Annotated in this window: 22 protein-coding genes and 2 pseudogenes; 13 read left to right on the forward strand and 11 right to left on the reverse strand. The window is 42.4% G+C overall.

The annotated features are described in order from the left end of the window. Window positions 1-10: 10 nt before the first annotated feature. Genes SNE25_RS21240 through SNE25_RS21265 form a run of 6 tightly spaced genes read right to left on the reverse strand, consistent with a single transcriptional unit; the run spans window position 11 to window position 1,732 of the window. Window positions 11-454, reverse strand: coding sequence for a hypothetical protein (locus SNE25_RS21240; protein WP_321561012.1), 444 nt, complete (start codon window positions 452-454; stop codon window positions 11-13). Next, window positions 451-738: a helix-turn-helix domain-containing protein gene (locus tag SNE25_RS21245; protein WP_321561013.1), complete on the reverse strand. Its 288-nt coding sequence runs from the start codon at window positions 736-738 to the stop codon at window positions 451-453. The genes SNE25_RS21240 and SNE25_RS21245 overlap by 4 nt, the downstream gene beginning before the upstream one ends. Next, window positions 738-872, reverse strand: a complete 135-nt coding sequence (locus tag SNE25_RS21250; protein ID WP_321561014.1) for a hypothetical protein — start codon at window positions 870-872, stop codon at window positions 738-740. Before SNE25_RS21250 ends, SNE25_RS21245 begins: the two co-directional genes overlap by 1 nt. Continuing rightward, entirely contained in the window at window positions 869-1,252 is a 384-nt protein-coding gene (locus SNE25_RS21255; protein WP_321561015.1) for a hypothetical protein, read from the reverse strand. The genes SNE25_RS21250 and SNE25_RS21255 overlap by 4 nt, the downstream gene beginning before the upstream one ends. An 8-nt stretch (window positions 1,253-1,260) precedes the next feature. Continuing rightward, window positions 1,261-1,482, reverse strand: a complete 222-nt coding sequence (locus SNE25_RS21260; protein ID WP_321561016.1) for a hypothetical protein — start codon at window positions 1,480-1,482, stop codon at window positions 1,261-1,263. Between the two features lie 10 nt (window positions 1,483-1,492). After that, on the reverse strand, window positions 1,493-1,732 hold the full coding sequence (locus SNE25_RS21265; protein WP_321561017.1) for a response regulator transcription factor: 240 nt from the start codon (window positions 1,730-1,732) through the stop codon (window positions 1,493-1,495). Window positions 1,733-1,855: 123 nt separating this feature from the next. Between SNE25_RS21265 and SNE25_RS21270 the strand changes: the two genes are divergently transcribed. The 10 genes and pseudogenes from SNE25_RS21270 to SNE25_RS21315 all read left to right on the forward strand — a co-directional run bounded on the left by SNE25_RS21270 (window position 1,856) and on the right by SNE25_RS21315 (window position 7,625). After that, entirely contained in the window at window positions 1,856-2,524 is a 669-nt protein-coding gene (locus SNE25_RS21270) for a LexA family transcriptional regulator (RefSeq protein WP_321561018.1), read from the forward strand. Window positions 2,525-2,543: 19 nt separating this feature from the next. After that, window positions 2,544-3,080, forward strand: a complete 537-nt coding sequence (locus SNE25_RS21275) for a DUF4468 domain-containing protein (RefSeq protein ID WP_321561019.1) — start codon at window positions 2,544-2,546, stop codon at window positions 3,078-3,080. A 2-nt stretch (window positions 3,081-3,082) separates the two neighbouring features. Continuing rightward, window positions 3,083-3,502, forward strand: coding sequence for a hypothetical protein (locus tag SNE25_RS21280; RefSeq protein ID WP_321561020.1), 420 nt, complete (start codon window positions 3,083-3,085; stop codon window positions 3,500-3,502). Continuing rightward, window positions 3,495-3,944: a hypothetical protein gene (locus SNE25_RS21285; protein ID WP_321561021.1), complete on the forward strand. Its 450-nt coding sequence runs from the start codon at window positions 3,495-3,497 to the stop codon at window positions 3,942-3,944. Before SNE25_RS21280 ends, SNE25_RS21285 begins: the two co-directional genes overlap by 8 nt. A 333-nt stretch (window positions 3,945-4,277) precedes the next feature. Next, window positions 4,278-4,694, forward strand: a complete 417-nt coding sequence (locus SNE25_RS21290; RefSeq protein WP_321561022.1) for an Arm DNA-binding domain-containing protein — start codon at window positions 4,278-4,280, stop codon at window positions 4,692-4,694. Beyond that, on the forward strand, window positions 4,640-5,287 hold the full coding sequence (locus tag SNE25_RS21295; protein WP_321561023.1) for a site-specific integrase: 648 nt from the start codon (window positions 4,640-4,642) through the stop codon (window positions 5,285-5,287). The genes SNE25_RS21290 and SNE25_RS21295 overlap by 55 nt, the downstream gene beginning before the upstream one ends. 700 nt (window positions 5,288-5,987) lie before the next feature. After that, window positions 5,988-6,290: pseudogene (locus SNE25_RS21300) on the forward strand (tyrosine-type recombinase/integrase); the annotation flags it as partial. An 85-nt stretch (window positions 6,291-6,375) separates the two neighbouring features. Then, window positions 6,376-6,606: pseudogene (locus SNE25_RS21305) on the forward strand (type II toxin-antitoxin system HigB family toxin); the annotation flags it as partial. After that, a complete protein-coding gene (locus SNE25_RS21310) occupies window positions 6,590-6,949 on the forward strand; it encodes a helix-turn-helix domain-containing protein (protein WP_321561024.1) in 360 nt (119 codons plus the stop codon). The pseudogene SNE25_RS21305 and the gene SNE25_RS21310, both read left to right, overlap by 17 nt. A 238-nt stretch (window positions 6,950-7,187) precedes the next feature. After that, window positions 7,188-7,625, forward strand: a complete 438-nt coding sequence (locus SNE25_RS21315; RefSeq protein WP_321561025.1) for a helix-turn-helix transcriptional regulator — start codon at window positions 7,188-7,190, stop codon at window positions 7,623-7,625. 57 nt (window positions 7,626-7,682) lie between these two features. On the opposite strand, the gene SNE25_RS21320 is transcribed toward SNE25_RS21315, so the two are convergent. Beyond that, window positions 7,683-8,042 (reverse strand): hypothetical protein, encoded by a 360-nt coding sequence (locus SNE25_RS21320; RefSeq protein WP_321561026.1) that lies wholly within the window; start codon window positions 8,040-8,042, stop codon window positions 7,683-7,685. Here SNE25_RS21320 and SNE25_RS21325 point away from each other — a divergent pair. Continuing rightward, window positions 8,016-8,945, forward strand: coding sequence for a DUF4209 domain-containing protein (locus SNE25_RS21325; protein WP_321561027.1), 930 nt, complete (start codon window positions 8,016-8,018; stop codon window positions 8,943-8,945). The genes SNE25_RS21320 and SNE25_RS21325 overlap by 27 nt on opposite strands. Window positions 8,946-9,495: 550 nt before the next feature. On the opposite strand, the gene SNE25_RS21330 is transcribed toward SNE25_RS21325, so the two are convergent. The 4 genes from SNE25_RS21330 to SNE25_RS21345 form a co-directional block, all read right to left on the reverse strand. Beyond that, window positions 9,496-11,046 (reverse strand): DUF4209 domain-containing protein, encoded by a 1,551-nt coding sequence (locus SNE25_RS21330; RefSeq protein ID WP_321561028.1) that lies wholly within the window; start codon window positions 11,044-11,046, stop codon window positions 9,496-9,498. Between the two features lie 163 nt (window positions 11,047-11,209). Further along, window positions 11,210-12,811, reverse strand: coding sequence for a hypothetical protein (locus SNE25_RS21335; protein ID WP_321561029.1), 1,602 nt, complete (start codon window positions 12,809-12,811; stop codon window positions 11,210-11,212). Beyond that, on the reverse strand, window positions 12,777-13,070 hold the full coding sequence (locus SNE25_RS21340) for a hypothetical protein (protein ID WP_321561030.1): 294 nt from the start codon (window positions 13,068-13,070) through the stop codon (window positions 12,777-12,779). The genes SNE25_RS21335 and SNE25_RS21340 overlap by 35 nt, the downstream gene beginning before the upstream one ends. Next, window positions 13,070-13,366 (reverse strand): hypothetical protein, encoded by a 297-nt coding sequence (locus tag SNE25_RS21345; RefSeq protein ID WP_321561031.1) that lies wholly within the window; start codon window positions 13,364-13,366, stop codon window positions 13,070-13,072. The genes SNE25_RS21340 and SNE25_RS21345 overlap by 1 nt, the downstream gene beginning before the upstream one ends. A 733-nt stretch (window positions 13,367-14,099) precedes the next feature. On the opposite strand from SNE25_RS21345, the gene SNE25_RS21350 reads away from it, so the two are divergent. Next, entirely contained in the window at window positions 14,100-15,131 is a 1,032-nt protein-coding gene (locus tag SNE25_RS21350; protein ID WP_321561032.1) for a hypothetical protein, read from the forward strand. A gap of 51 nt (window positions 15,132-15,182) precedes the next feature. Further along, a complete protein-coding gene (locus tag SNE25_RS21355) occupies window positions 15,183-21,851 on the forward strand; it encodes a hypothetical protein (RefSeq protein WP_321561033.1) in 6,669 nt (2,222 codons plus the stop codon). Window positions 21,852-21,857: the final 6 nt, after the last annotated feature.

The following is a 21,857-nucleotide window of genomic DNA, read 5'->3' on the forward strand; positions in this document are numbered from 1 at the left end:
ATATAGTGTGTTATTGGTTTAAAATTTCTAATGCTGATTTATATGTTTGCTCCATGGCCAATTCGTCTTCAATCCTCTGGATCCGTCCGAAACGATCATCGAAGATGTTTTCTGCCCATGGAACGCCTTCAAGGCAATCGAACAGGTTGATCATCCGGATGTGATCTGTGGTACGTTTTAACTCCTTTCGAACATCTGATATCCATTCGGCAAGTATGTATGGCGTAACTACTCCGTTTTTATTATAGGACAGTGGGTATACGGTGCTCGAAACCCGGGCACCAGACAAACATGATCTGTTCTTAACTCTCTTAACGCGTCTAACTATGCGCCCAATAGTCAGGTAAGCAGCTTTAAACGTGCTCCTTACTGCCCTCCTGAACTCGGAGAAGTCTGGGTTAGTTGCCAGCCAGGCTTCGTATTCCTCAATGGTGGTTTCGTGAGTAATGATCATTTGTATGTCCTCCTTGGTGATTTGGTTTTGAAATAGTTGGCTTCCATGTAGGCAATCAGGTCAGATCTCTTGAATCTTACTATTTTACCTATTGATGTGTAACCTATGTCCTGCTTTATTTTGCACATCCATGCCTCTGAAACTCCGATTACCTTTGCAGCTTCCTGACTATTTAAGTACCTATCAGTTTCAGTGTTAGATTTTGCTACTGAATCCTTTAAAGACTTTATTTCTAAAATCAGGTCCTGTAATGTTTTGGTTTCTACTAGTGATATGCCTTCCATTATTTGTCCTCCAATAAGAAAAAGAATAATTGGATCGGTATTAATGCTACATAGGTTATGACAGCTGCAGCCATGAACACGGCGCCTACTGTGATGGCCAGCGCATGTTCTGCGATGAATATTAGTGCTCTCATGGCTTTATTAATAATGAGTTTTTAACTACTTCAATGGCCTGTTTTAGTTCATCCGGTGTTGCGTCATGTTTGAACCATTTGATAGGTTCGTTTATCACAACCATGCCATCATATGTCCGTCCGCTTTCACTGTAAAGCGTTCCTTCATAGCAATTCAACTCGTTGGATGTGATGATCTGGGCAAATCGAGATACCGGTAGTTTGAATAGTACACACTCTGAAAGGTCTGTCACCGGTTGTTTAATATCTTCCAGAAATAATGTCAGGAAGTTTTCGCTAAGCTCCCAGTCCGCAACGGAAATCCGATTCTTATCAAAATTTGCTGAGCAGAATAATGATAACAGGTCGATGTTAGTTTTTTGAAGTGTTAATGTGGCCATGGTGGTGATTAGTTAATGCATTTGATGATTAGATGGTCAGGGTCAGATTTGCTGTCAGTCTCGAATTTCCTATCAGGATCTTTTAGCCTCACATCCTTGCTGATTATTGGTGTGACCGTTTTCGAATACTTTTTTTTGATCACCACCTCTTCTCCTTTTTTAATAGCCAATATTTCGTTTGACCATACAAACTTTTCCTGTGGTGGATCTATTAAGCGCCTTTCTGCCATAGTTTTATTTTTAATTAATTAGTCCCTTTTTCATGCTGCAGCATACGATCTGCCTGATATCCATTAGCCTGGTCTTATTTCTGATGTTCACCATGTGTGAGTTAAGGGTATTCTCACTGATGTTTAAATCATAGGCGATCTCTTTGCCAGGAAGGATAACCCTACGCATAACTTCAATCTCTCTTTGTGTAAGAATATTCAGATCGAAGTCCGGTATCTGTATGCCATAAGAATTGATTAGATAATTCATTGTAGTAGATATTTGCTATGTGCGTGATTGTTGTTTATGTTTATCTTTGTTTTATTGTACAATACAAATGTAAATAGATTTTTCTATTAAACAATAGAATTATAGATTTTTCTTTAAATATTTATGAAATTAACTGAAAATCAGAGACTTAAAATTTTAAGGCAACATTTAAACATGACCCAAAGTCAGTTTGGAATGATAGTTAATCTTAAGCAGGGTAGCTATGCAGATGTAGAGCGAGGCAAAGTAAATGTGTCTGGCGACATAAAAAATGCACTTTTTAAAGAATTTTCTATAAACGTTAATTGGTTAGAAACTGGAGATGGAAATATGTTTTTAGAAGATGCGGTTAGGGAAAAGATAAAAATTGATGGGATTCCAATGTTTAATTTTCCTGGTTCCGCGTCTAACGTAGAAATGTACGGTGACCCTACAGATGTTAAAATAATTGGTTATTTAAATATACCAGGGGCGACAAAATCAAGCTTTGCGTTACCAGTACATGGCAACTCTATGTATCCTACTTTAGAAAATGGGTCATGGTGTGTGCTCAGGCCTATTGAAGACCGGCAAGACATACAATGGGGCGAGATATATTACATAGAATACGGTGACTACAGAGTCTTCAAACGACTTTTGGCATCAGACAACGAAGACAGTGTAATACTATGGAGCGACAATCAAAGCGAAACAATTGGATCAAGGCCGAAGTATGCCCCAAAAACAATTAAGACAGAGAGGATAAAAAAACTTTGTTTGCTGACAGATATATTAAAGAAGCCAAACTATTAATTTATAACCTAATTACGATATGAAAATCACTCTTGCTTTCTTATTACTATTAATACCCTTTATTTCGAAAAGCCAGGCATCGTTGGACAGCGCATTAAATCGATTCAAATACAACGAATCTAACAAAGTATTCTTTGAAAAAATTTTGGTAACTCAAAATTCAAAGAATGAAATGTTTAAAAACGCTCAAAAATGGATAGCTATTAATTATAGAGATTATAAAAGCGTAACCAAAATAGCGGATGAAGTGCAGGGGGTTATTATTTACAAAGGTATATCCGGTATTAAGGATGAAATATCGGTACAAAAATTCGAATATACTGTTGAATTGACATTCAAAGACAATAAGGCCAGACTCAGGCTATATGATATTGGCAATTTGTATTATGCAGGGCCTGGAACCAATACCCCCATAGAGGAAACACTGGCAATACAGAAAAACAGGAATGATAATGATAGGGATCAAGCGGCACCTAACATAAATCAGCAATATCACCTATTTAATGATTTATTAGTGGATATTTCAAAAGCTATTGTTCGTAAAGACGATTTTTAACCATGCCCAAACGACTCCCCATCCCAGAAACCGAACGCCAGGCAAAGCAAAACATATCAATTGAAGTGTGCGATGCTGCTATGCATGTTTTACATAATAGCTACTTAAATGGAAGTGACCTCTGGCCAACAGGCGGCTTCAAGCCATCTGGGCGCGGGATGGACTATAGCGAACCAGACACGATATGGTACGGAGTTAATCCTTACGGCTGGGAGTTGACCCCAATTATTGGAAGGTTTGCATTCGATATTTACAATACTCCACAGCGCATAGAAATCGCGCAAGTGGAGCATCTTAGAACTATATTCGATAACACAATTTTTAATGGTATATTTTTCGAAGATGAATTTAAAAACACAAGTCCCATAGATAGGATCTGGTTCACTTTCACCCTCACCCCAACAAATAACAACAATGCCTAAAATACAAAAAAGCACAGACGAAATTCACCCAGTAAAATTTGATTTAACACTTGCTAACAGGTTAACATTTTTTAGGGAGAAACACATAAACAAGGTACGGAATACTGCAGCCGAAATGCTAGAGTTGGCAGCCAGCAATCTACTTTATATGGAAAAAGGGAAAGCGCCGATCAAATTTGAATTTGTAGCGAAGTTGGTAAAGGAGTACAATTTGAATCAAGTGTGGTTTAACACAGGCAAGGGTAGAGAGATAAGTACTAAGCCAGAGAAGACTAATTTAATAACCGACCTTAACACCATTAATTCAGAGTTAGGCATTCTAAAAAAGTTCCTTAAGATGATGGAGGCTAACCAAAATTATCTAATGAAACAGGTAGAAAGACAGGCAAAGGAAATGGATAAATTACAGGCAGAATTAGAAAATATTAAACAAAAAAGCTAACCCTGTTTACACCAAAACGCCACAACACACACAATTAACTGATAATAAATAACTTACAAAAGATCGATTAGTCCCTCCGGCTCCACGAAAACGGTATCAAACACCACTAAAACCCTTCAAACGCTACATTTGAGGGGTTTTTTGTTCCATTTTGGTGCCATTTACTCACCAATGAACGGCCATTTTGGTGAGCATTCTGGTGAGCATCTAATCTTTGAAGCAGTGCTCACCAGCATACTTATAACCAATTGACAAACAAGGTGTTCAACGATTAAACATCTTGTGGAAATTATGCTGTAAAGGTAATTTTGTTTAACTTTTTAACAGCTTTTTATGATCAAAAATGTAGCTGTTCTCTTTTATCTAAAAAAGAGGGCAAATTCAAAAGAAGAAAAAGTCCCGGTTTATGTCCGGATCACCTGTGATGGACAGCGTGCCGAATTGGCAACCGGGAAAAAAATTCAGTCGAAGCTCTGGAATCCAAACGAAGGAAGAGCCAAAGGCAAAGCTGAGGCGGTTTATAAATTAAACTTGGCTCTTAATGATGTCGCACTAAGGATTAATGATACGATTCGCTATTTAAAGGACTGTGGAGAAGAACAGTCGAAAAAATCAAAAATCGGTTCTTGGGTAAAACTGAAAAACCAATTATGTTGGTTGACGTGTTTAAGGAACATAATCGTAAAGTTGCAGCCTTGGCAAATCAGGAGTTTGCTCCCGCTACAGTTACCCGTTATGAAACGACGTTAAAGCACACGCAAGATTTTATGCAATGGAAATACAAGATCAATGACATCCGTGTCAAGCAAATTGATCACCAGTTCATCAGTGAATTTGAATTCTATCTCCGTACAGTTCGTAAATGCAACAACAATTCAGCTTTAAAGTATATCAAGAACTTTGGGAAGATTGTTCGCATCTGCCTGGCAAGCGGCTGGATAATTGTTAATCCGTTTCTTAACTACAAAATCAAAATCAAGAAAATCGACCGGCCCTTTCTTTCCAAAGAAGAATTGGAAACGATGGCGTCAAAAACCTTTGTCAGTGCTCGTCTTGAGCAGGTCAGGGATATATTTTTATTCAGCTGTTATACAGGCCTGGCTTACATTGATGTCCAAAAGCTTAAACGCTCTGAAATTGTAAAGGGCTTCGACGGTGAGCAATGGGTTTTTACCAACCGTCAAAAAACAGATACTCCATCTCGCATTCCGCTGTTACCTTATGCACTAGGTGTAATCGAAAAATATAGAAATCACCCACAATGTGAAGTCGAGGATAAGTTACTACCAATATTAAGCAATCAAAAAATGAACAGCTATTGTGCGCCCGTAAAGGTTGCGTAATGAATGTCTCTTTGGCAAGAGACTAGACTAGGTTCTAAGTCTACTCCTAACCGACTTATCCGGAGGGGAAACCCAATGGGGAGTGTCGCATGTCGGTTGCAGCATGGCCGCTTTAATTGCCAAAGGCGAGTGCATCGCTGGGGAGAAAGACAGACACGAGGATGAAGCCTATACTGGTTGAATGATAGTTCAGTGGGGCATGTTGGACCTGTGACGAAAGGCAGTTGTATTGTCACACCGTAGCACTCTGATTTGTCAGGTAGCCTTTGAGAGCATAGAACACCGCTACGGCACAACCGCAATAAGCGGAGAAAAGAACGAAAGTCGCATCCGACAGTCTGTCGCGCTAACAGTCATTACGAAACTAAACGGGGATTTCCTAAGTCGGGATGCCCATGGAAACAAGGGCTATGTATAAAGATACTGAATACCCGATATGGAAACGGAGCTTCCGTAGTAGTCCGAGCAGGATAACACCCTGTACATGGCGAAGGGAAGCAGTTGTCAACTTAATACAAACTAAGGAAAACGTGTGAGACGTATGAGAAATCCACAGCAAGTATTAAACGCTTTATGCATGAGAAGTAAAGTTATGTTGACAATGGAGAGCCGTATACATGGAGACATGTACGTACGGTTCGGGGGCGGGTTAACGGAAACTTACCACTGCAAAGTGGCAAAGCGCTGTTGGCCTAGCCTACTGAAAGAGATTGCTGATTTGTGCGGCATAGACAAGGATTTGACCTTTCACATTGCCAGGCACACATTTGCGACTACGATAACTTTATTAAATGGTGTGCCTATTGAAAGTGTTTCGAAAATGCTCGGCCATACTAATATCAAAACAACCCAACACTACGCGAGAATCTTAGATTTAAAAGTCGGTGAAGACATGGGGGCTTTAAGAAAAAAGCTAGAATTTCACAAGTGTTCAGCGCACGACCTGGACATAAAAATCGTAGCAGATAATAATTTTGATTTCATGATTGATTGGATAATTTAAATTTCAATAACAAATGTTACCAATTTGGTAACATTTGTTATATTTGTATAAACGATGCGAGTAATAGCAGTAAAAAAGTTGGTATGAAGAAGCCTCAACGGCATCTTGGAATAATCCTAATGAATTAAAGGCGCAGTATCGGAATGCGTCCATACTTACGAACAAACGAGTCGTTTTCAATATTCACGGTAATAGCTACCGCTTAATTGTAGATATTGAATATAAACTAAAAATCGTGTTTATAGTATGGTTCGGGACACACAAACAATACGATCAAATAGATGCAAAAACGGTAAGTTATGTTAAAGCCAATTAAAACAGAGGAACAATATAGTGATGCTTTAGCTCGTGTTTATGAGCTGATGCAAACTGATATAAAGGAAGGATCAGCTACATCCGACGAATTAGAAGTGCTCAGTATTCTTATTAAAGAATATGAGTTGGTGCATCATCCAATCCCATCTCCAAATCCATTGGAGGCTATCAAATTCAGACTTGATCAAATAGGAATTTCCGAAAAAGAGTTAGGCATTATTTTGGGCTATCGCTCCCGGAAGTCGGAGATTCTGTCCGGAAAGAGGAAATTGAGTTTGGCAATGATTCGCAAGCTTAATGAAATTTTACATATTCCCGCCGAGGTATTGATTCAGGCTTATTGACATATTAAATATTTATTGTTTCAACACATACGACACCATCATGTCGTTGCGATTTTTCTCAACAAGACATCAACATTGACCGGCAGAACAAATTCGGTACGTCAAAAAATTCTAAACTATTCTGTGATTTTCTATCCGATACTTCAAAAAGCATATTCTACTGGGTAATATTTCTATATTAGATGGAGCCAAGCTTTTTATTATTTTTATTAATTTTGAGACAACTATAATACTACCTATGAGCACTACTACCGATAAACCCAATCAAATACACCACGGGCACAACCTGAAACGCTTCAGAGAAATGCTTTCTTGGAAACAAGAAGCTCTTGCGCTAGCTTTGGGAGAAGATTGGAATCAAAAGAAAGTGTCACTGCTAGAACAAAAAGAGATCATAGAAGAGGATATACTTCAGCAAGTAGCTAAAGTACTCGGTGTTCCGGTTGAAGCCATTAAAAACTTTGACGAAGAAAAGGCAATCTATAATATTCAAAACAATTATGAGGGCTCAAATTCAGGGGCTACCAACGTGGGTCCTGCCAACTATATGAACTATCAGTGTACATTTAATCCGATTGAGAAAATAGTTGAACTCTATGATGAAAAAGTTGCATTACTTGAGCGTCTTTTACAGGCTGAGAAAGAAAAAAACGAACTACTTAAAAATAGCAAATAGGGTGAAATCGCCAGCTTCAATGTTACTCCCGTTTTCTGATCTTTTTTAAGTAATACCTTATTTGCCTGACTTCACCTTTTCCAAGTTATCCTTTGCCGCTTTTTGTTCTTTATCCGCCTGCTCTGCCTCGGCTTGAGCTGCGATAATCGCGTCCTGCTTTTCCATTTCTTTTTCTGCCTGTTGGTTTAAGCTCTTTGGATCGTCCGCTAACTTTTTTTCAATGGTTTTGGATACTTCAGGATACAGCGCTTTAACCAGCCAGAAATTATAGGCGTCCTCGTTTAGCCAGTCATTTTGGTGATTCAGGTATAAAGCCGTACCAACGGATAAGGATGTAACCACAAAGCATACTACTACACCGATAATCAGGCTTTTTGACCAGGCCCCGAAATGGTGGCTGGTTTTTACCCCTATCACTTTAGGCACGGTTGCTACCAGTCTTTTTACCTCGTCAATCTGCTAAATGAGGAAACCGGCAAATTACTTTATCAATATATAGATAGCAGGATCAAAAGTTATCTGTCCATTCCTTTCGACGATCTCTTGTATGTACTCGCCACCGATCTTACTTTATTGCCATGGGATGAGGGGCCGAACGAACAGGGACTTTATGATCAAATTGCCGGACAAATGAAATTGGTAAATTTCGACATCAATCAAAACCCGAAAACTTTGTCGGAATCGGGGGCCAACAGGCTTAGCAAAGCCTGGAATTATAAAATAAAGTACCAACTGTTTACACAACAATATATTAGCGGCATTATGCATGAACTAATTGAAAAAGGCGAATTATCGATAGCGGTTATGGACACATTCTTTGAAAAGACGTGGATACGGAAAACCGTACTCAGCACTAACAGTGAAAATAGTGACGACAATGTTAACCTATATGATGCCTTGCGCCCGGCATTTATTTATTATTTCGAACAAGCTGGACGGAGCCTCCGTGGGGAAGAAGCAGACTTTATGCTCTGCATTGACACACTGGTATTGAAGTATGAAATGCTGATGCGGTATTTCCTGCAAAACTGCGGTATTTCCACTACCGTTATCGATGGTGTCAGCCGGGATCCGCGGGAGAATTATTTGCCGGAACTGCTCGAAAAGATTCCTGCGAACATGTTTGACGAAAAAGATATAGCGCTGATGCGGCGCGTTTATACCAAACCAGGCTTTGATCTGCGCAATAATGTTGCCCACGGGTTTCTTGCGCCCAAGAGTTATACATTAGAACTGGCAGATACAGTCGTTTGGTCAATTATCCGGCTTGGCCAATACTCAGCGACTGTGCTACCTAGAAATGATTCTGAAAACGAATAAGCAGGCTTTCCTTTGTATTATTTTATGCGAATTTTTCATCGGGTTAAAAAAACTTGGCTTATCAGTCGTTCTTATTTGCAACTCTTTTAGAAGAAGAGATCATGGTAGTAAGCATATATACTATGGCCACTAATACTCTCACGCCCATCAACTGCCCGAGACACAAGACTGGGCGTATACCGGTTTAGCATTTTATGCCTAGAGCCTTTAATTTTTCATTAACATCTCCGCAAAGGAACAAACCCTAATCAATTAACAGCTCAAGCGGCGGGCAATATACCTGCCACTCCCGCTGTTCATATTTATAATAAAGGACCATCACTACTCACTTACTTCATGCAACCGGGCAAGGATCGCAATTTTAGTAGCCATATAAGATTAGATTCTGTTCCAAACTTAAACCTTTGAGGAAAGTTTCCCCCGATAATTCGGCCTTATAAATAAAATCCATCTAAGTCTTAGAAAACTTTTTAATTCCTAACCCTACTATCATCCCCTCCCATCCCCAATTTAGATTTTTGACACTAATTGGCCTTTAGAGAACTCAGGATTATTCCAGGTCAAAATGACTTTTTGTCTCAAATACGAGTTTCAGCATCAGCCACCAGAAGTATTTTGAATAATGCTGCACCAAGACAGTATTCATCAGACCATGTAGGAGTTCATTCCGAAAGTTAACACTGCTGGTATCGATCAAGAAATTTTTCAATTCCCCGAGTACATCGGGTTTGGCGAGACCTTCGATTTTCTCAAGGATGCCTCCCAGCATATTTTCATGCTGATCTTTCTTTTCATAGGTAGTGGTGTTAATTCCAGCCTTAACGGCGAGGTTCCTTAAACTATTCTCCAGTTGCGGCAGCAATAAATGCGCCGCCACAATGAAATTATTATTGAAGCCCTCATAAATGCCCATGGAGAATATGTATGTTCTGTCTTCAGGGATAAATGGACTTTGGACAGTCTCGACCATACCAAAGACAAATTGCTTATCAAGGGTTTCGTAAATATCCATCTGGTTTTTCAGTAGTTGGATAAAGATGATCATACGTTCCCGGTAGAATTCCCGCGCGAGGTTGAGCGAGGCGTCTTCCACTCCTGCATGCCCGATCTGCGCACCTTTTTCATTGACTTTCACCTGGGCAGGAAAGAACCGGGCCAAAGGCCCATCCGCTTTCCGATATCCCTCCGCAGTTTTATTAATCGTATCAAGGGGAACGACCGGCAATGAAACAAAGATCCGCCAGGCCGATTCGAAGCTGTCGATCCCGAACACCGCGATTTTCTTATGGCAATCCCGAATTTCCGTTTTAGGCAATATTACAGCACCGGCAGCCCGGACCATTTTATAATCATCGCGCTGCGCCTCCCGTAACTTCATTTCCAATCTTGATTTCAATACTTTAGCCTCCTGTACGCTGGCGATTTCCTTCAACCCATCAAGGTAATTCCGGGAAATGCTCGGGTAAAAAGTATTAAGCTTCCTGTTCGCGACTATATCATCGCTTTCAGCTTCAAAACTCTCCGCTGTTTTGATATGCCATTCGTTGACGGTCAAACTTTCAATCTCCAGTAGCGCTTTCAAGCAAATCCTGACGGCATTGAACTCAGCCTTGCCCTGATAGACCTCAACCTGTTTGTGAAGAAATCCCTCAAATTCATCGCGACATTTTTGAGCCCCGTATAAAAACTTCAATTCGGCCAACAAAGGTGTTTGCCAAAACGGGTGTGGCAAGGAAAGTATGACCTCCTTAGACTCCAGGAATATCGTATCCATTCTATTCGCAAAAAACTGGCGTGCAAGTTTAATTACGGCTATGCGCCTGACCAGGAACTTGTGACTGCCAGTTTCCAAATAAACATGGTAGTAGTCATCACTGACCTTAACTAGTTTATCTCGCAACTGCTTCTTGCTGAACAGGAACGAAGCATCATACCATAACGCCAGCAACTCCCTGTTATAGGTAACGTCTTCGATAATGGTGTTGGTAAAGAGGGCTATGTCCTGCTCGCTGAATACTTTATCTTCTTTTTGTGCTTTCTCATGAATACTGCCGGGATCGATATTCAATAACTTTAGCAGCAGCGAAACTAGCTCTGCCATTTCGGGCTTTTCAAACTGCAGGTCCCATATGGTTGCATGAAGCTTATTTCCGTAGATACCATCCAGTATAAATAATTTCGGGGAGTTCATTAGTTATTAAATTTGGATAAGTCAAGGTTTAAATGGAGTACCATATTGGCTTGGTTGATAACTTCGCGATTGTCTATTTGCCTTTTCTTAACCAGTTATCAAAAAACTTCACCATTTCTTTATCAATACGATGCGGATAAACCATTAGGAAAACAGGAATAAACAGTGGATTCTTTTTCATAAAATTCGGAAGGCTGCCATCGTCGACGACCTGTGCACCTTTGCTGATGACACTCCAGCTTTGCGGCGTGGGTTGCACAGTGGACACCTCATGTCCACGGGAAGTCCGCCACTGATATCGGTCACCCGGCCTGTCATACCGAAAGGACTTGATTAATATCCGCGAATAAGGTTTCCACAATTGCTGCAGGTGCCATTTCTGGTCTTCCCTGATCAGGAGCTCTATTAAAGATTCCGCGTAATGGCTCTCGAATTTTGAATTCTCAATCTTGCGGTGCTCGCTGAAGCGGTTGATAAGGCATTCTTCAACACCTTGGTAGGGGTCGGGCAAAAAAACGGAACTATCCGCGTTCTCGTCCCTCATCGGCGCGATAGCTGTATTAAACAATATTTTTAGCGATTCCAGTGGTTTTGGCCCTTTATCATTTTTCCGGCAAAACCAGTAATAACTGAGCATGGGGGCGAACGCGGCTTCTCCATAAATATGAATGACTTGCTCAAACTGCCGAAGAAATGAGGCAAGTCCAGATACGCGTCCTTCGTTACCAGAAATCGAATAATGGGTACCAAGAAAAGCCAGGAACCCGAGGATCCAAGTCATTTTTGAACTGTAAATCAAATTTTCCGCGGGCCCAGAAGGTTGGAGCAAATGCGGATCATCGAGTACCTCATCCGTCAGATCTTCGAGTTCATTGAGGATCGTATCGAAAGCGATCTGGATTTCTTGTTCATAAAACTTCGCCGCAATATCATTTGCCTCAATAAACTCATACGTATAACTAAGAAACATCGTCCAAGCCTCGACTAATGCCAGGTGGTTTGCTTCATTGGTGTGGTTCGCTGTGATCAAAGCGATGATGATAGCGACACTGGAAATAAGTTCCCTTTTTTCTTTCGCTTTAAATTCGTCCTTATGATAAAGGGATTCCAGCAGAGTGGCAATTTTGTGCTTATTGATCATGCCGGTCCCATCCTCCAGATACAATTCCAGAAGCACGTTAAAATCCCTTAAGTCGGATGGTAAAAATTCCAGTTTGATCTTGGCAGCCTTCGCCAACATTTCGCCGCGCAGAATAGTTTCGACAACCATATGGGGCAAGCCATTCCTAACATGGCCAGCATTCGCGGTCGCAATAGCAATGCCTACCTCCTCTTCCAAATACCCATTCGTCACGAAATATGATTTGTGATATTTTCCGTCATTTTGGATTGATGGGTGGGTTACGGGAATACTGGTCAAAGTCATTAATTGGGGCAATATTTCTGAACGATATTTCTCGTAGCCAATCCGTCCTCCTGGTGCTCCCTTGAGTTGAAAAGCACATATGTTGCCATCAGGATCACGGGGTATGATGTCTTTCCCAAATTCGGTCAGGGTGTGCCTAGTCAGATGAATAATCGTATGACCTTCCTGGATCAGCATATAGCAAAAAGGAACCTGGAATGACTTCTCGGAGGCTTTATCCAACCAGTTTTCTATTACTCTCTCTAACATTCCACTGTTTGCGTTTAAGGTCTATGATTTCGGCAAATTCTTTTTTCAATTCCGGCTCGGCGGCTATGCGTTCCATGATACGATGATATGCTTCCGTCATTTGCGGACCGGAAAACATCGCGAGCTCGTGAGGTTGTCCATCATGGTAAAAGTCGAGGGTAATCCTCCGGTACAGATCAAAAACATGTTGTGATGTCAGCTCGCCTTTAAAAGAAAGGCTGTTTCCTGCGTCCTCGGCGCCGCCGCCTACTTTATCCATCAATAGTTTTTGCTGCTGTCCCCAATCTGAATAGCTAAGTCTTCCAACATCTTATAAACTTGCTGGGGATCCGGATCAACAAAGTTTTCCAGGGTCCTGGTGGCAGACGCCTCCATTTTCCTCAGTTCTACGTCGGCCTCCTTTCCGTCCTGCAAAACCGTCAATACAAATTCGCCTTCAGAGACAACTCTTTCCGGCATTTTAGGAAGCGCAGCGTAATGCCGAATTGCGCCATTCAAGTAGTCTGACACATGCTTATTCACAACCTTCAAAACTGCATTGAACCTTAAAACCATTACGCAAGATAATCATTCTGCCGATCGTAAAAAATAGTTACCAACGCTTATCAGATCGGTATTTCTTCTACTCCCAGGCAAGTAATCCAATCATTTACAGGCACAGTATTCATTTAGGATTAAGTTATGACTAATATTCGAAATCATTTATATCTTTGTTAAGTAAGCATAAGCGATTTGATTATTTAAAGGTGATCTATTAGGTGACCTCTAATTGAATAAAAATACAAAGCATTGATTTACAGCGGAAGTTAAATACATTATTGTTCCCTAACTCTCCGCTAATAGTATAAAGCCCTGTAAGTAAATTATTTACAGGGCTTTATTAATAAGTGTGAATCTCCCGAACCTAGCTTTCTAAAAATGAAAAACCCTCTAATTTCGCTAATTAGAGGGTTTTTCATTTAAGAGTTTATCGAAAAATAACAAAACTCGTATTAAATCGCAATATTCATCAGCGTCTTTATATAACTGCCGATCAAATGTTTCACTTGGCAACCCCGGTCTGGTAGATGGCTGCAGGAATCCGATAGCTATGGATAAAATGGCAGCTGCAAGAATAATAGTACTTACTAAGCGGTTGGAATTAACAGGTATAGCTCCAGACGCCATGTACATACAGCAACTGTATACCAGTCCATTACATGAAATACACTACAATAAATGACAAGAAATTGCTATTTATTAAGCTGCTGAAATAATATACTTTCATAAATATAATACGTCTTTAAAAATGGATGGTCTGGAGGAGTTTGTACTTATATCCGGATTTCCCTCAGGCCAGTTTTTTATACTAAAACTCATCGATATGCACATCACTAATTTAAAGTGTTTCCGACAGGACAACAAGCCTTTTTTCGGACTATCTCGATTAGCAACTGTTCTTTGCCTCCTGTTGCTGTTCGCGGCTTCCCCCATGATGAACCAGGCCAGGGCACAAGCCAACGACACGACGAAACTAACAAAAGCGCAACAGGAGAAATTGGCGAAAGAAGAAAAAGACAAGAAAGATAAAGCCGCGCAAGCCGCGTTAACCAGAACAGCGAACGAAGCCAAAGCGCAGCTGGATGCCGCGATCTCCAAAGGCGTACAAGCCAAAGTGGATTCCATTTTAAAAGCAGTTAGCCCCTGTGCTAATGGACAATGCACCATAACGATCGTTGCCGTCATTGTCATCGCGCTGGTCAGTTTGGGCGTAAGCGCTTTTTTGATCCTGAGTGCCATCAATGGACCAAAAGATAACCAATTTGCGCTCGGGCTACCGGACGGTTCGATCAGGGCAATCATCGCCTTGCTCGTTATTGTCTTTTATATCCTGGTTTCCGTGACACTCTCCATGTTCAGTCCATCTGCCTCGCCGATCGCGACAGATCTGACCAAAACATTAGGTACCCTCGTGGTAGCCGTATCCGCGTTCTATTTTGGGTCGAAAACCGCTGAGCAAAGCGCCAAAACAGCTACAGAAAACGTGACCAAGGCAGTCAACAGTGCCACTAATAATAATACCGACCCCACAGTTGTACCGAAAGCCATCATTAACGCTGCTATCGAGACGAATAAGACTGCCTGGCTCGCCTTATACCATGCCAATGATATCATCGCCGGAAAGAAGCAGTCTGCCGGCGTAGTCAACAATCTGGACTGCATTGTATTTATCGTAGCCGACAAAGTCGATGTTCCGGGTGGCGCTAAAGTAATCCCGCCTTTCATTGTTTACAACGATCAAGGAAAAACTTACAATATTCCAACTGATGTAAGGACATAGAAATGATGAACTATCATAATTCGAAAGGAATAGCCAGCAAATCTTTTTCTCATGAGTAATATTACAGACCTTCTCAGGATAAATCAGACCTTTAAAGATTTAAAACTGCTTGCGACAATTGCTGGTAACGACAAGATAATTAACTGGGGGATATTTTTTTCTAAAAATCGTGGGGTGGAAAGATTGTGGTTGCTCCCGGTTTCCGAAACAGCGAACACCCAGGCCGCAAAATGTGCTTCAGGAAATCAGGTGCTCCTGGATTTAACTTGTTCCGGGATCGTGATCAGGAACGATACGGGACGAAAATTCTGGTATGATGAGGAGGAGCAATGGGAAAAAGACCTGGCATTGGTTTTAGAAAAAGACACGAAACTGAGACGCCTTGACCATGGAAAATGGAATAATGTCAATTTGTCGGACGGTTCGATCTGGAACTATTGGCTCACGGAACCACCTCTTGCAACCAGTGATGCCATCTTGGTTTTTCCGGCGCCCAAATGTTACATTATCAACGAAAACGGGGCGTATGACGATTACGAAATATGGTTTGGCGTAAGAGACCGGCAAATACCATTTATCGCGATAGACAAGCAATACAATTATCAAGGAAAAGATTGCCCGATCACCTGGCTCGCTAACAATGGTATCGGGAAAAGAAATGAAGACCTGCTTGTTCATAAAACAGGCGAGGCGTTCGGCGCAGCAAACTTCATTGACGACCCGCTCGAACAATACAGGGACGGCGATAATGCCAATGGGCCGCGGTGTGCTGAATTTCTGAAAGTCTTCAAAAATTCGACCACCGATGTCAATGCGTGGATGATCATTGATGGCAAAAACGGTATAAATTTTTCAGTTTGTTATGCGCGTCAGATCTCATTTCAGAGATTCAGTAAATTATTTGCCATCATCTTTCAAAATTGTTCGGATCAACAAACACAATTATTCACCAAACTTTATCACCTCGCCTCACTTTTTGAGCAGTCTTATGAGTTACTAAAGCGTACAAAAGTCGGAATCAACAATGTCCTGGATGCAAATCCGATAGGTATAGTGCCGCAGGTAGGAATTCAACCGGATTTCGATGTTCCGGATACGATCACCTGCGTTAACGAATGGAGTATCGATAACGCTGCCAAATGCAATGTTGAAAACTCCTTTTCCCTGGTAAACTCTCTGTTTTTTAAAGGCAGGGCAATTTTGAAAGATGAAAATATCAGCCAGCCATCCGTTACGATAAACATAAGCAACGCGAGTACTTCCGGGTCTCAGATCACTATAAAAAAGGCCGGCCTCCAATCAAACATAAATAATGTAGAAGTCAATGATAACGGGACTATTTTGAGGTTCCTGCTCGCCAGCTATGAGATTGACCCGCAAAAAATTATCGATGGCGCTTTTGAATTTGATATAGGCTTTAACACCATTAAACCATCAAACCTTCCTGTCCGAAAATATGGGGAAATTAAATTTACGCTGCAGGATAAAAAAACGCAGCAGCCTTTTTTCCTTTGGCAATACCCGGGAAGGAACAAAGCGGAAAATATTGTGCTGCAATACGCGATAACGGATTTCTCATTGCCTGTCAAAAGTGTCAGCGCTGCGGGTCAGGATCTGCTGAACAGCGAACGCTATATAGCTCCGGGTAGCCTTGGCGCTATTGTAGAAGGCGCCGGTGAAAGAGAAGAAGCGCCCCTGGTTATTCCCATTCCCACGCAAGGGGATCCCAAGGAACAAAAGTACTTTCTTACCTTTTCAGAGAGTGTGAACCTGGGACAAAATTACAGGCTTGACATCAAATTGCAGGAAACAGACCCGGGATCAGGAACGGATAACAGCTCATCGATAAAAGCGATTGTCATTGATACTTTTCCTCAGTTCATCGGCTTGGTGGACGCGCGCTTTTTGCAGCAGCCTGCCTATGACGACGGTGCCTGGATTTTAGCAAGGCGCTCCCAGCTTTCACTTGAAAGCGGCGCATGGGAAATCCTGGACGATGGCGCTAATACCGAAGGTTTCCGGTTAATTCTGCCGGCGCAGGCTATCGGCGAAGCCTATACAAAAAAAGACCTTGGCGATCCGGATTCAGCGGGTGAACCTAAAGAACATGAGCCGGTCGCCTATAAATTCGGCGCACCCGGAATTTTCAAACTGGCTAATGAGCGCCTGGAAAGAAGATATGTATCCCCGCCCTGGAACCTAAGGCATATATGGGGACAAGCCGGAAATGAATTGCCCGGTGTACCTTTTCTGGAGGGTCAGTTCGAACTGCTTTATGGATTAACCGGCTATCTTAAACCAGAGGCTACATCCATCGCAGAATTAGGTTCCAGGCTTGGTGAGGTTCCCGTTCCGCCCAGTAATACTGTCTTTTGGGAACCAACACCGGTTCAGTCAGAAGTATTTGCCAGGGCCTGGCAAAATTACCTTCGGTTCTACCGAGTCTGGAAATCAAGACTGGCAATTTTAGAAACCGCTAAAGATAATCCGGCTGGCAATAACAAATTTACCGAAAACCTGAAATACACACCCAGGATCGGTTTTAAAGCTGAACCACCTGCAGTTCCAGACAATCAACCGTCAGGGATCTTTAAAAGGATCGGGGCAAGTTTAAAATATCCGGTCACCGCTCCTCCCGACGCAATTCCGGTTGACGGAAAAATCTCTGCGCAAGACATGGAGAAGCTGGAAAAGAAAATATATGCTGCGCACGATTTAAGCGGGCTTGCCGGCGGGTTCCACTACGGTTTTGAATCCCAGGCTATCTACAGCGAATTCTGGCGGGAAGCATTTAAGGAAGGTTCATCCTCCGCGGAACTTATTGCCCCCTCCTTCTCTGCTATGGGCGGCTGGGGAAAGCAAACGGCGAGATTCGCCGGCGATAAAACGGTCATAAGATCAAGCACCTCGATGGGGCGCGCGAATTTCTACGCGGTCGAACGGATCGGAAGAATTGCCGTATTGTGGCACAAAGCAAAACATGTTATTGAATACGAAAGAACCGTAGTGCCTCCTGTGTATTTCAAGGATCAGCCGCCACTGTTAGGGAGACCTATTGTAAGAAAAGTTAGAGAATACATTGAAATATTAGAACCCAATAAAAAATATCCGGATTTTGAAGGGCATAGCGATGACGCGCCGGGAAGTATCAAGGCCTGTCATTTTAAATCTATAATAATACCCGTTAGAAGTTCCTGGGGGAAAGACGTATCTTTTAACATCAATAACGACATTCAAAATTTCGGCTGGGAAATCCCGCTTTGGAATCCGGACGCGGATCCTGATTTGTTCCCCAAACCTCAGGTTGTTTTTGAACTTATTGCGCCGGCAGATGCCAACCTGGAATCCGTAGTGGTTAACCTGTCGGAACCGCAGAATTTACGGTTCTATACAGATACGAGGGAAAAAGTGGATTTGAGTGAGACCGCACCCGGCGTACCATTAACAGCGGACACCACCCAATGGCCTTCTGTAAAATATGTAGACTATACGGATCTACCACTGCCTATTGAAAACGCTTTGGCCCCGGCATTAGACCCCGGTTCAGGCGAAGGCATGCAGCAAATGATGCCTGAGATTCTGGACGTCTCGCCAGGTTTCGCACGTTTTACATTCAGGGTAGACAAAAGCGAGTTACCTTCGGGTGTTGCCAACCGGTACAATCCCAAAAGCGGCATTTCCGGCAAGCTGAAAACAGTAACGATGATGCGGAAGCCCGTTAACAGCAAGCTTTCCGATAACCAGGCATTTGCATTACTGGCAGGAAATCCCGGCTCCCTGATCAACCAGATCTATAATGGCGATTTGTTAAAAGTTAGCAGTGTAGAAACGATTTCAGAAAAAATAGCAAAAGCATTTGAACCGAACGGCCAACTGGCTGCATCGGTGAAACCATTATTAAATGCGGATATAGGCAATTTAAGGCATTTCCAAAAAGTGTATAAAGCCGATGGGACAGTTTTAATGACCCCGCTAAATTACATATGGAAAGAATCCGTCATTTCAGCTGAGGGCCTGCTCAACAGGACCATTTCAGGTTATCAGGAACAATCTCGTGTTTTCAATAAGGAAATCGACGCGCTGGTCAACCAGGGCGGAGAAGCCAAACAGACAGCCCTTGAGTCTCTGCGCAGGTTCAAGGACCGAATCGCAATGTTTCATCTTCAAGCGGATTATGGTATTGAATTTATTGCATCAATACGGGGTCTGCTCCAAAACGGCTTGCAAACAGCTGTGACCAAACTTGAAAAAGAGCAACAGAACATCACGGATTTCATAGTGCAGGAAACCGCAAATCTACAGGAATTAATAAACTCGGTCCTGACCGACCTCCAGCAATATAAAGATCAGGCCACCGGAATTCTTGACTCGATTAGCCAACAGTTGGAGACCTTAATTAAAGCGATCCAAAGTATTAAATTGCCCCGCATATACTTAACTGAACAGAAGGCAGCAATAAAATACCTGGAAGACCTGAAAGCCCAAGCAGAAACCGTAAAAAATGAAATCCAGGGTTATACCGAAATAGAGCAATTAAAGCGTGGCCTTGATGGGTTAAAAACCAACGCCGTAACTTTTATTGACGATTGCAAAACACAGCTGGTCACTTTAATTAAAGCCGCCCGGGACTTTGTCGATCAGCAATTTCAGACGATCCAAGCTACATTAGATGCTTTCAAAACGGAAGTTGCAGGCCTTGAGAAGACAATTACCAGTCAAATAGATCAGAAAATAAAGGACATTGACGATAATTGGGAAGCAGGAAAGCAAGTCCTCATATCAGATGTCGTTGAACTGACCGATGAAGTCGAAAAACTAATCGATGGGGACCCCGATTCATTTAAGTCATTCTTAGCTCGAATCTTGTATAAAGATCCGATCGCCATGGATTCGATTTTTGGGATCTTAAAAAATGTAGAGTCGTTTTTAAAGAGCCTGTTTCCGGAATTCAAAAATAGCCTGTTCGACAACATATCAGATTTCGATAACATTGATGATAACGTAAAAGAGTGGCTCAAAGGTCTGGAGGCTTACAAGGAATTGCAGGAGGTCCTTGGCAATGACCCTACGCCGGAGAAGATCGCGGAAAAGGCCATGGCCTTCACCAATGTACTCAGCGCTGAATTTGGCGGCCTTACCGAGCAGCTGGCCGAAAAAATAAAAGAGGTGGATCAGGCAGGGGCCTCTTTTAAAGATTTGCAAAACAGCGGAAAGCAGGTTTTAGATAACTACAGGAGCGTATGGAACGAATTTACGGCTCCCGGCATGGGGCTCAATCGTAAAACGATCGCCATGATTGTCAACAAAGATTGGGACGGTGATATACAAAAACGTTTATCCATTACACCATGCATTGCCCGGGTCAAACAGTTTGAAAACGATCTGGAGGGGCTGGGAATGCGGCTCCCCGTTACCAATGTGTTCGAAGGCTTGTTGCCACCGAAGCCAGAATGGGTAAAAGATGCAGGTGAATATGGCCAATCACTTCTTAATAAATTCAATTTTTCGGATGTACTTTCGGACATCGGGGCCATGCGCCTGGATAAACTCTTCCCCGATTTCAAAATGCCGGACAATTTGCGCGATAATATCAAACTGACCCAGGGCTTTGATAAGCAAAATTTATTTGCATGGGCTAACGCCGAAATTGACTTTAATCTTAACGCGCCACAATCCATCCTTGCCATTGGCCCTATCGACGTCAAGCTCAACAGCGGACGGTTTGTGGCCAAGGTGCGGATGGAAATGGATATCGAAGGCAAAACGAGAAAACAAAATACCGGCATGTTGGCCGGCAACTGGGAGATCAATATCAGCAGTGTGCCGATCATGACCTTCCGGGATGCCAAAGCGATCTTTGAAAACGAGAAACTCACCTTTGATCTGGATCCGGCCCGGATGGAAATGCCCGGTTTGTTGAAACTGTTGACAGATGCCAGCAAAAACATCCCCGTGAGTGGCACCGCCAGCCCCGAAGGGACCAGCCAGTCTCCTTTCAGTATCGGCCTGCTGGAAGTTAGCAGCGAAGAGATCAGCCCAGTGCTTGCGGGCCGGAAATTACCCATTGGTGTAAAAGCCAGCCTTGATCTGCCGCCCGTAAGCGTCGGCGGAGGCCCCACTTCCATGACAAACCTATCTTTTGGGGGACACTTCATCCTACAGTTTTGGGATATTGAAAGGAAAACTTTCGATTTCATGACCGGTTTAGGCTTTTATCTGGGTAAGCAGGAAGCCCCATTCAATTTCACAGCGTTTATCCTGGGTGGTGGCGGCTTTGTCAATTGTAATATTATTTTCAAGCCTCAGCAGGGCCTTGCGGTTTCGTTTGTGCTGAGCGTACATGCCAGCGTTGGTTTTGCATTGACCGTTGGCTGGATGAACGGCAGTATCCTGATCGCTTTAGGATTAGAGGGAGAATACTTGAAAAAGCCAGGCGCCGGAGCGAGTGTTTTTGTATCCATTTTCGTGCAAATAGTCGGTACCGTAGACATTCTCGGGTTAGTAAGCGTGTATTTAGGTCTGCGTCTCGCGGCTACTTACACAGGTACGCAATTGATTGGTAAGGGCCAGGTTGTATTGAGGATCAAGATATGCTGGTGCCTGACGATCTCTGTTGATAAGGAATACGAAAAAACTTTCGTCGGTGGAGGAAACACTGCCAATGCAAATAGGGAATCAAATGATTCAAAAGCATCAAAAATTTCAAACACCTTAAGTTAAAAGCTT

The organism is Mucilaginibacter sabulilitoris (assembly GCF_034262375.1).
Lineage (GTDB): Bacteria > Bacteroidota > Bacteroidia > Sphingobacteriales > Sphingobacteriaceae > Mucilaginibacter > Mucilaginibacter sabulilitoris.

Bases quoted from the DNA above. Each gene is read 5' to 3' on its own strand.
- SNE25_RS21240 (WP_321561012.1), bottom strand. From the start codon at position 454: ATGATCATTACTCACGAAACCACCATTGAGGAATACGAAGCCTGGCTG.
- SNE25_RS21245 (WP_321561013.1), bottom strand. From the start codon at position 738: ATGGAAGGCATATCACTAGTAGAAACCAAAACATTACAGGACCTGATT.
- SNE25_RS21250 (WP_321561014.1), bottom strand. From the start codon at position 872: ATGAGAGCACTAATATTCATCGCAGAACATGCGCTGGCCATCACAGTA.
- SNE25_RS21255 (WP_321561015.1), bottom strand. From the start codon at position 1,252: ATGGCCACATTAACACTTCAAAAAACTAACATCGACCTGTTATCATTA.
- SNE25_RS21260 (WP_321561016.1), bottom strand. From the start codon at position 1,482: ATGGCAGAAAGGCGCTTAATAGATCCACCACAGGAAAAGTTTGTATGG.
- SNE25_RS21265 (WP_321561017.1), bottom strand. From the start codon at position 1,732: ATGAATTATCTAATCAATTCTTATGGCATACAGATACCGGACTTCGAT.
- SNE25_RS21270 (WP_321561018.1), top strand. From the start codon at position 1,856: ATGAAATTAACTGAAAATCAGAGACTTAAAATTTTAAGGCAACATTTA.
- SNE25_RS21275 (WP_321561019.1), top strand. From the start codon at position 2,544: ATGAAAATCACTCTTGCTTTCTTATTACTATTAATACCCTTTATTTCG.
- SNE25_RS21280 (WP_321561020.1), top strand. From the start codon at position 3,083: ATGCCCAAACGACTCCCCATCCCAGAAACCGAACGCCAGGCAAAGCAA.
- SNE25_RS21285 (WP_321561021.1), top strand. From the start codon at position 3,495: ATGCCTAAAATACAAAAAAGCACAGACGAAATTCACCCAGTAAAATTT.
- SNE25_RS21290 (WP_321561022.1), top strand. From the start codon at position 4,278: ATGATCAAAAATGTAGCTGTTCTCTTTTATCTAAAAAAGAGGGCAAAT.
- SNE25_RS21310 (WP_321561024.1), top strand. From the start codon at position 6,590: ATGTTAAAGCCAATTAAAACAGAGGAACAATATAGTGATGCTTTAGCT.
- SNE25_RS21315 (WP_321561025.1), top strand. From the start codon at position 7,188: ATGAGCACTACTACCGATAAACCCAATCAAATACACCACGGGCACAAC.
- SNE25_RS21325 (WP_321561027.1), top strand. From the start codon at position 8,016: ATGGTGGCTGGTTTTTACCCCTATCACTTTAGGCACGGTTGCTACCAG.
- SNE25_RS21330 (WP_321561028.1), bottom strand. From the start codon at position 11,046: ATGGCAGAGCTAGTTTCGCTGCTGCTAAAGTTATTGAATATCGATCCC.
- SNE25_RS21335 (WP_321561029.1), bottom strand. From the start codon at position 12,811: ATGTTAGAGAGAGTAATAGAAAACTGGTTGGATAAAGCCTCCGAGAAG.
- SNE25_RS21340 (WP_321561030.1), bottom strand. From the start codon at position 13,070: ATGGATAAAGTAGGCGGCGGCGCCGAGGACGCAGGAAACAGCCTTTCT.
- SNE25_RS21345 (WP_321561031.1), bottom strand. From the start codon at position 13,366: ATGGTTTTAAGGTTCAATGCAGTTTTGAAGGTTGTGAATAAGCATGTG.
- SNE25_RS21350 (WP_321561032.1), top strand. From the start codon at position 14,100: ATGGATGGTCTGGAGGAGTTTGTACTTATATCCGGATTTCCCTCAGGC.
- SNE25_RS21355 (WP_321561033.1), top strand. From the start codon at position 15,183: ATGAGTAATATTACAGACCTTCTCAGGATAAATCAGACCTTTAAAGAT.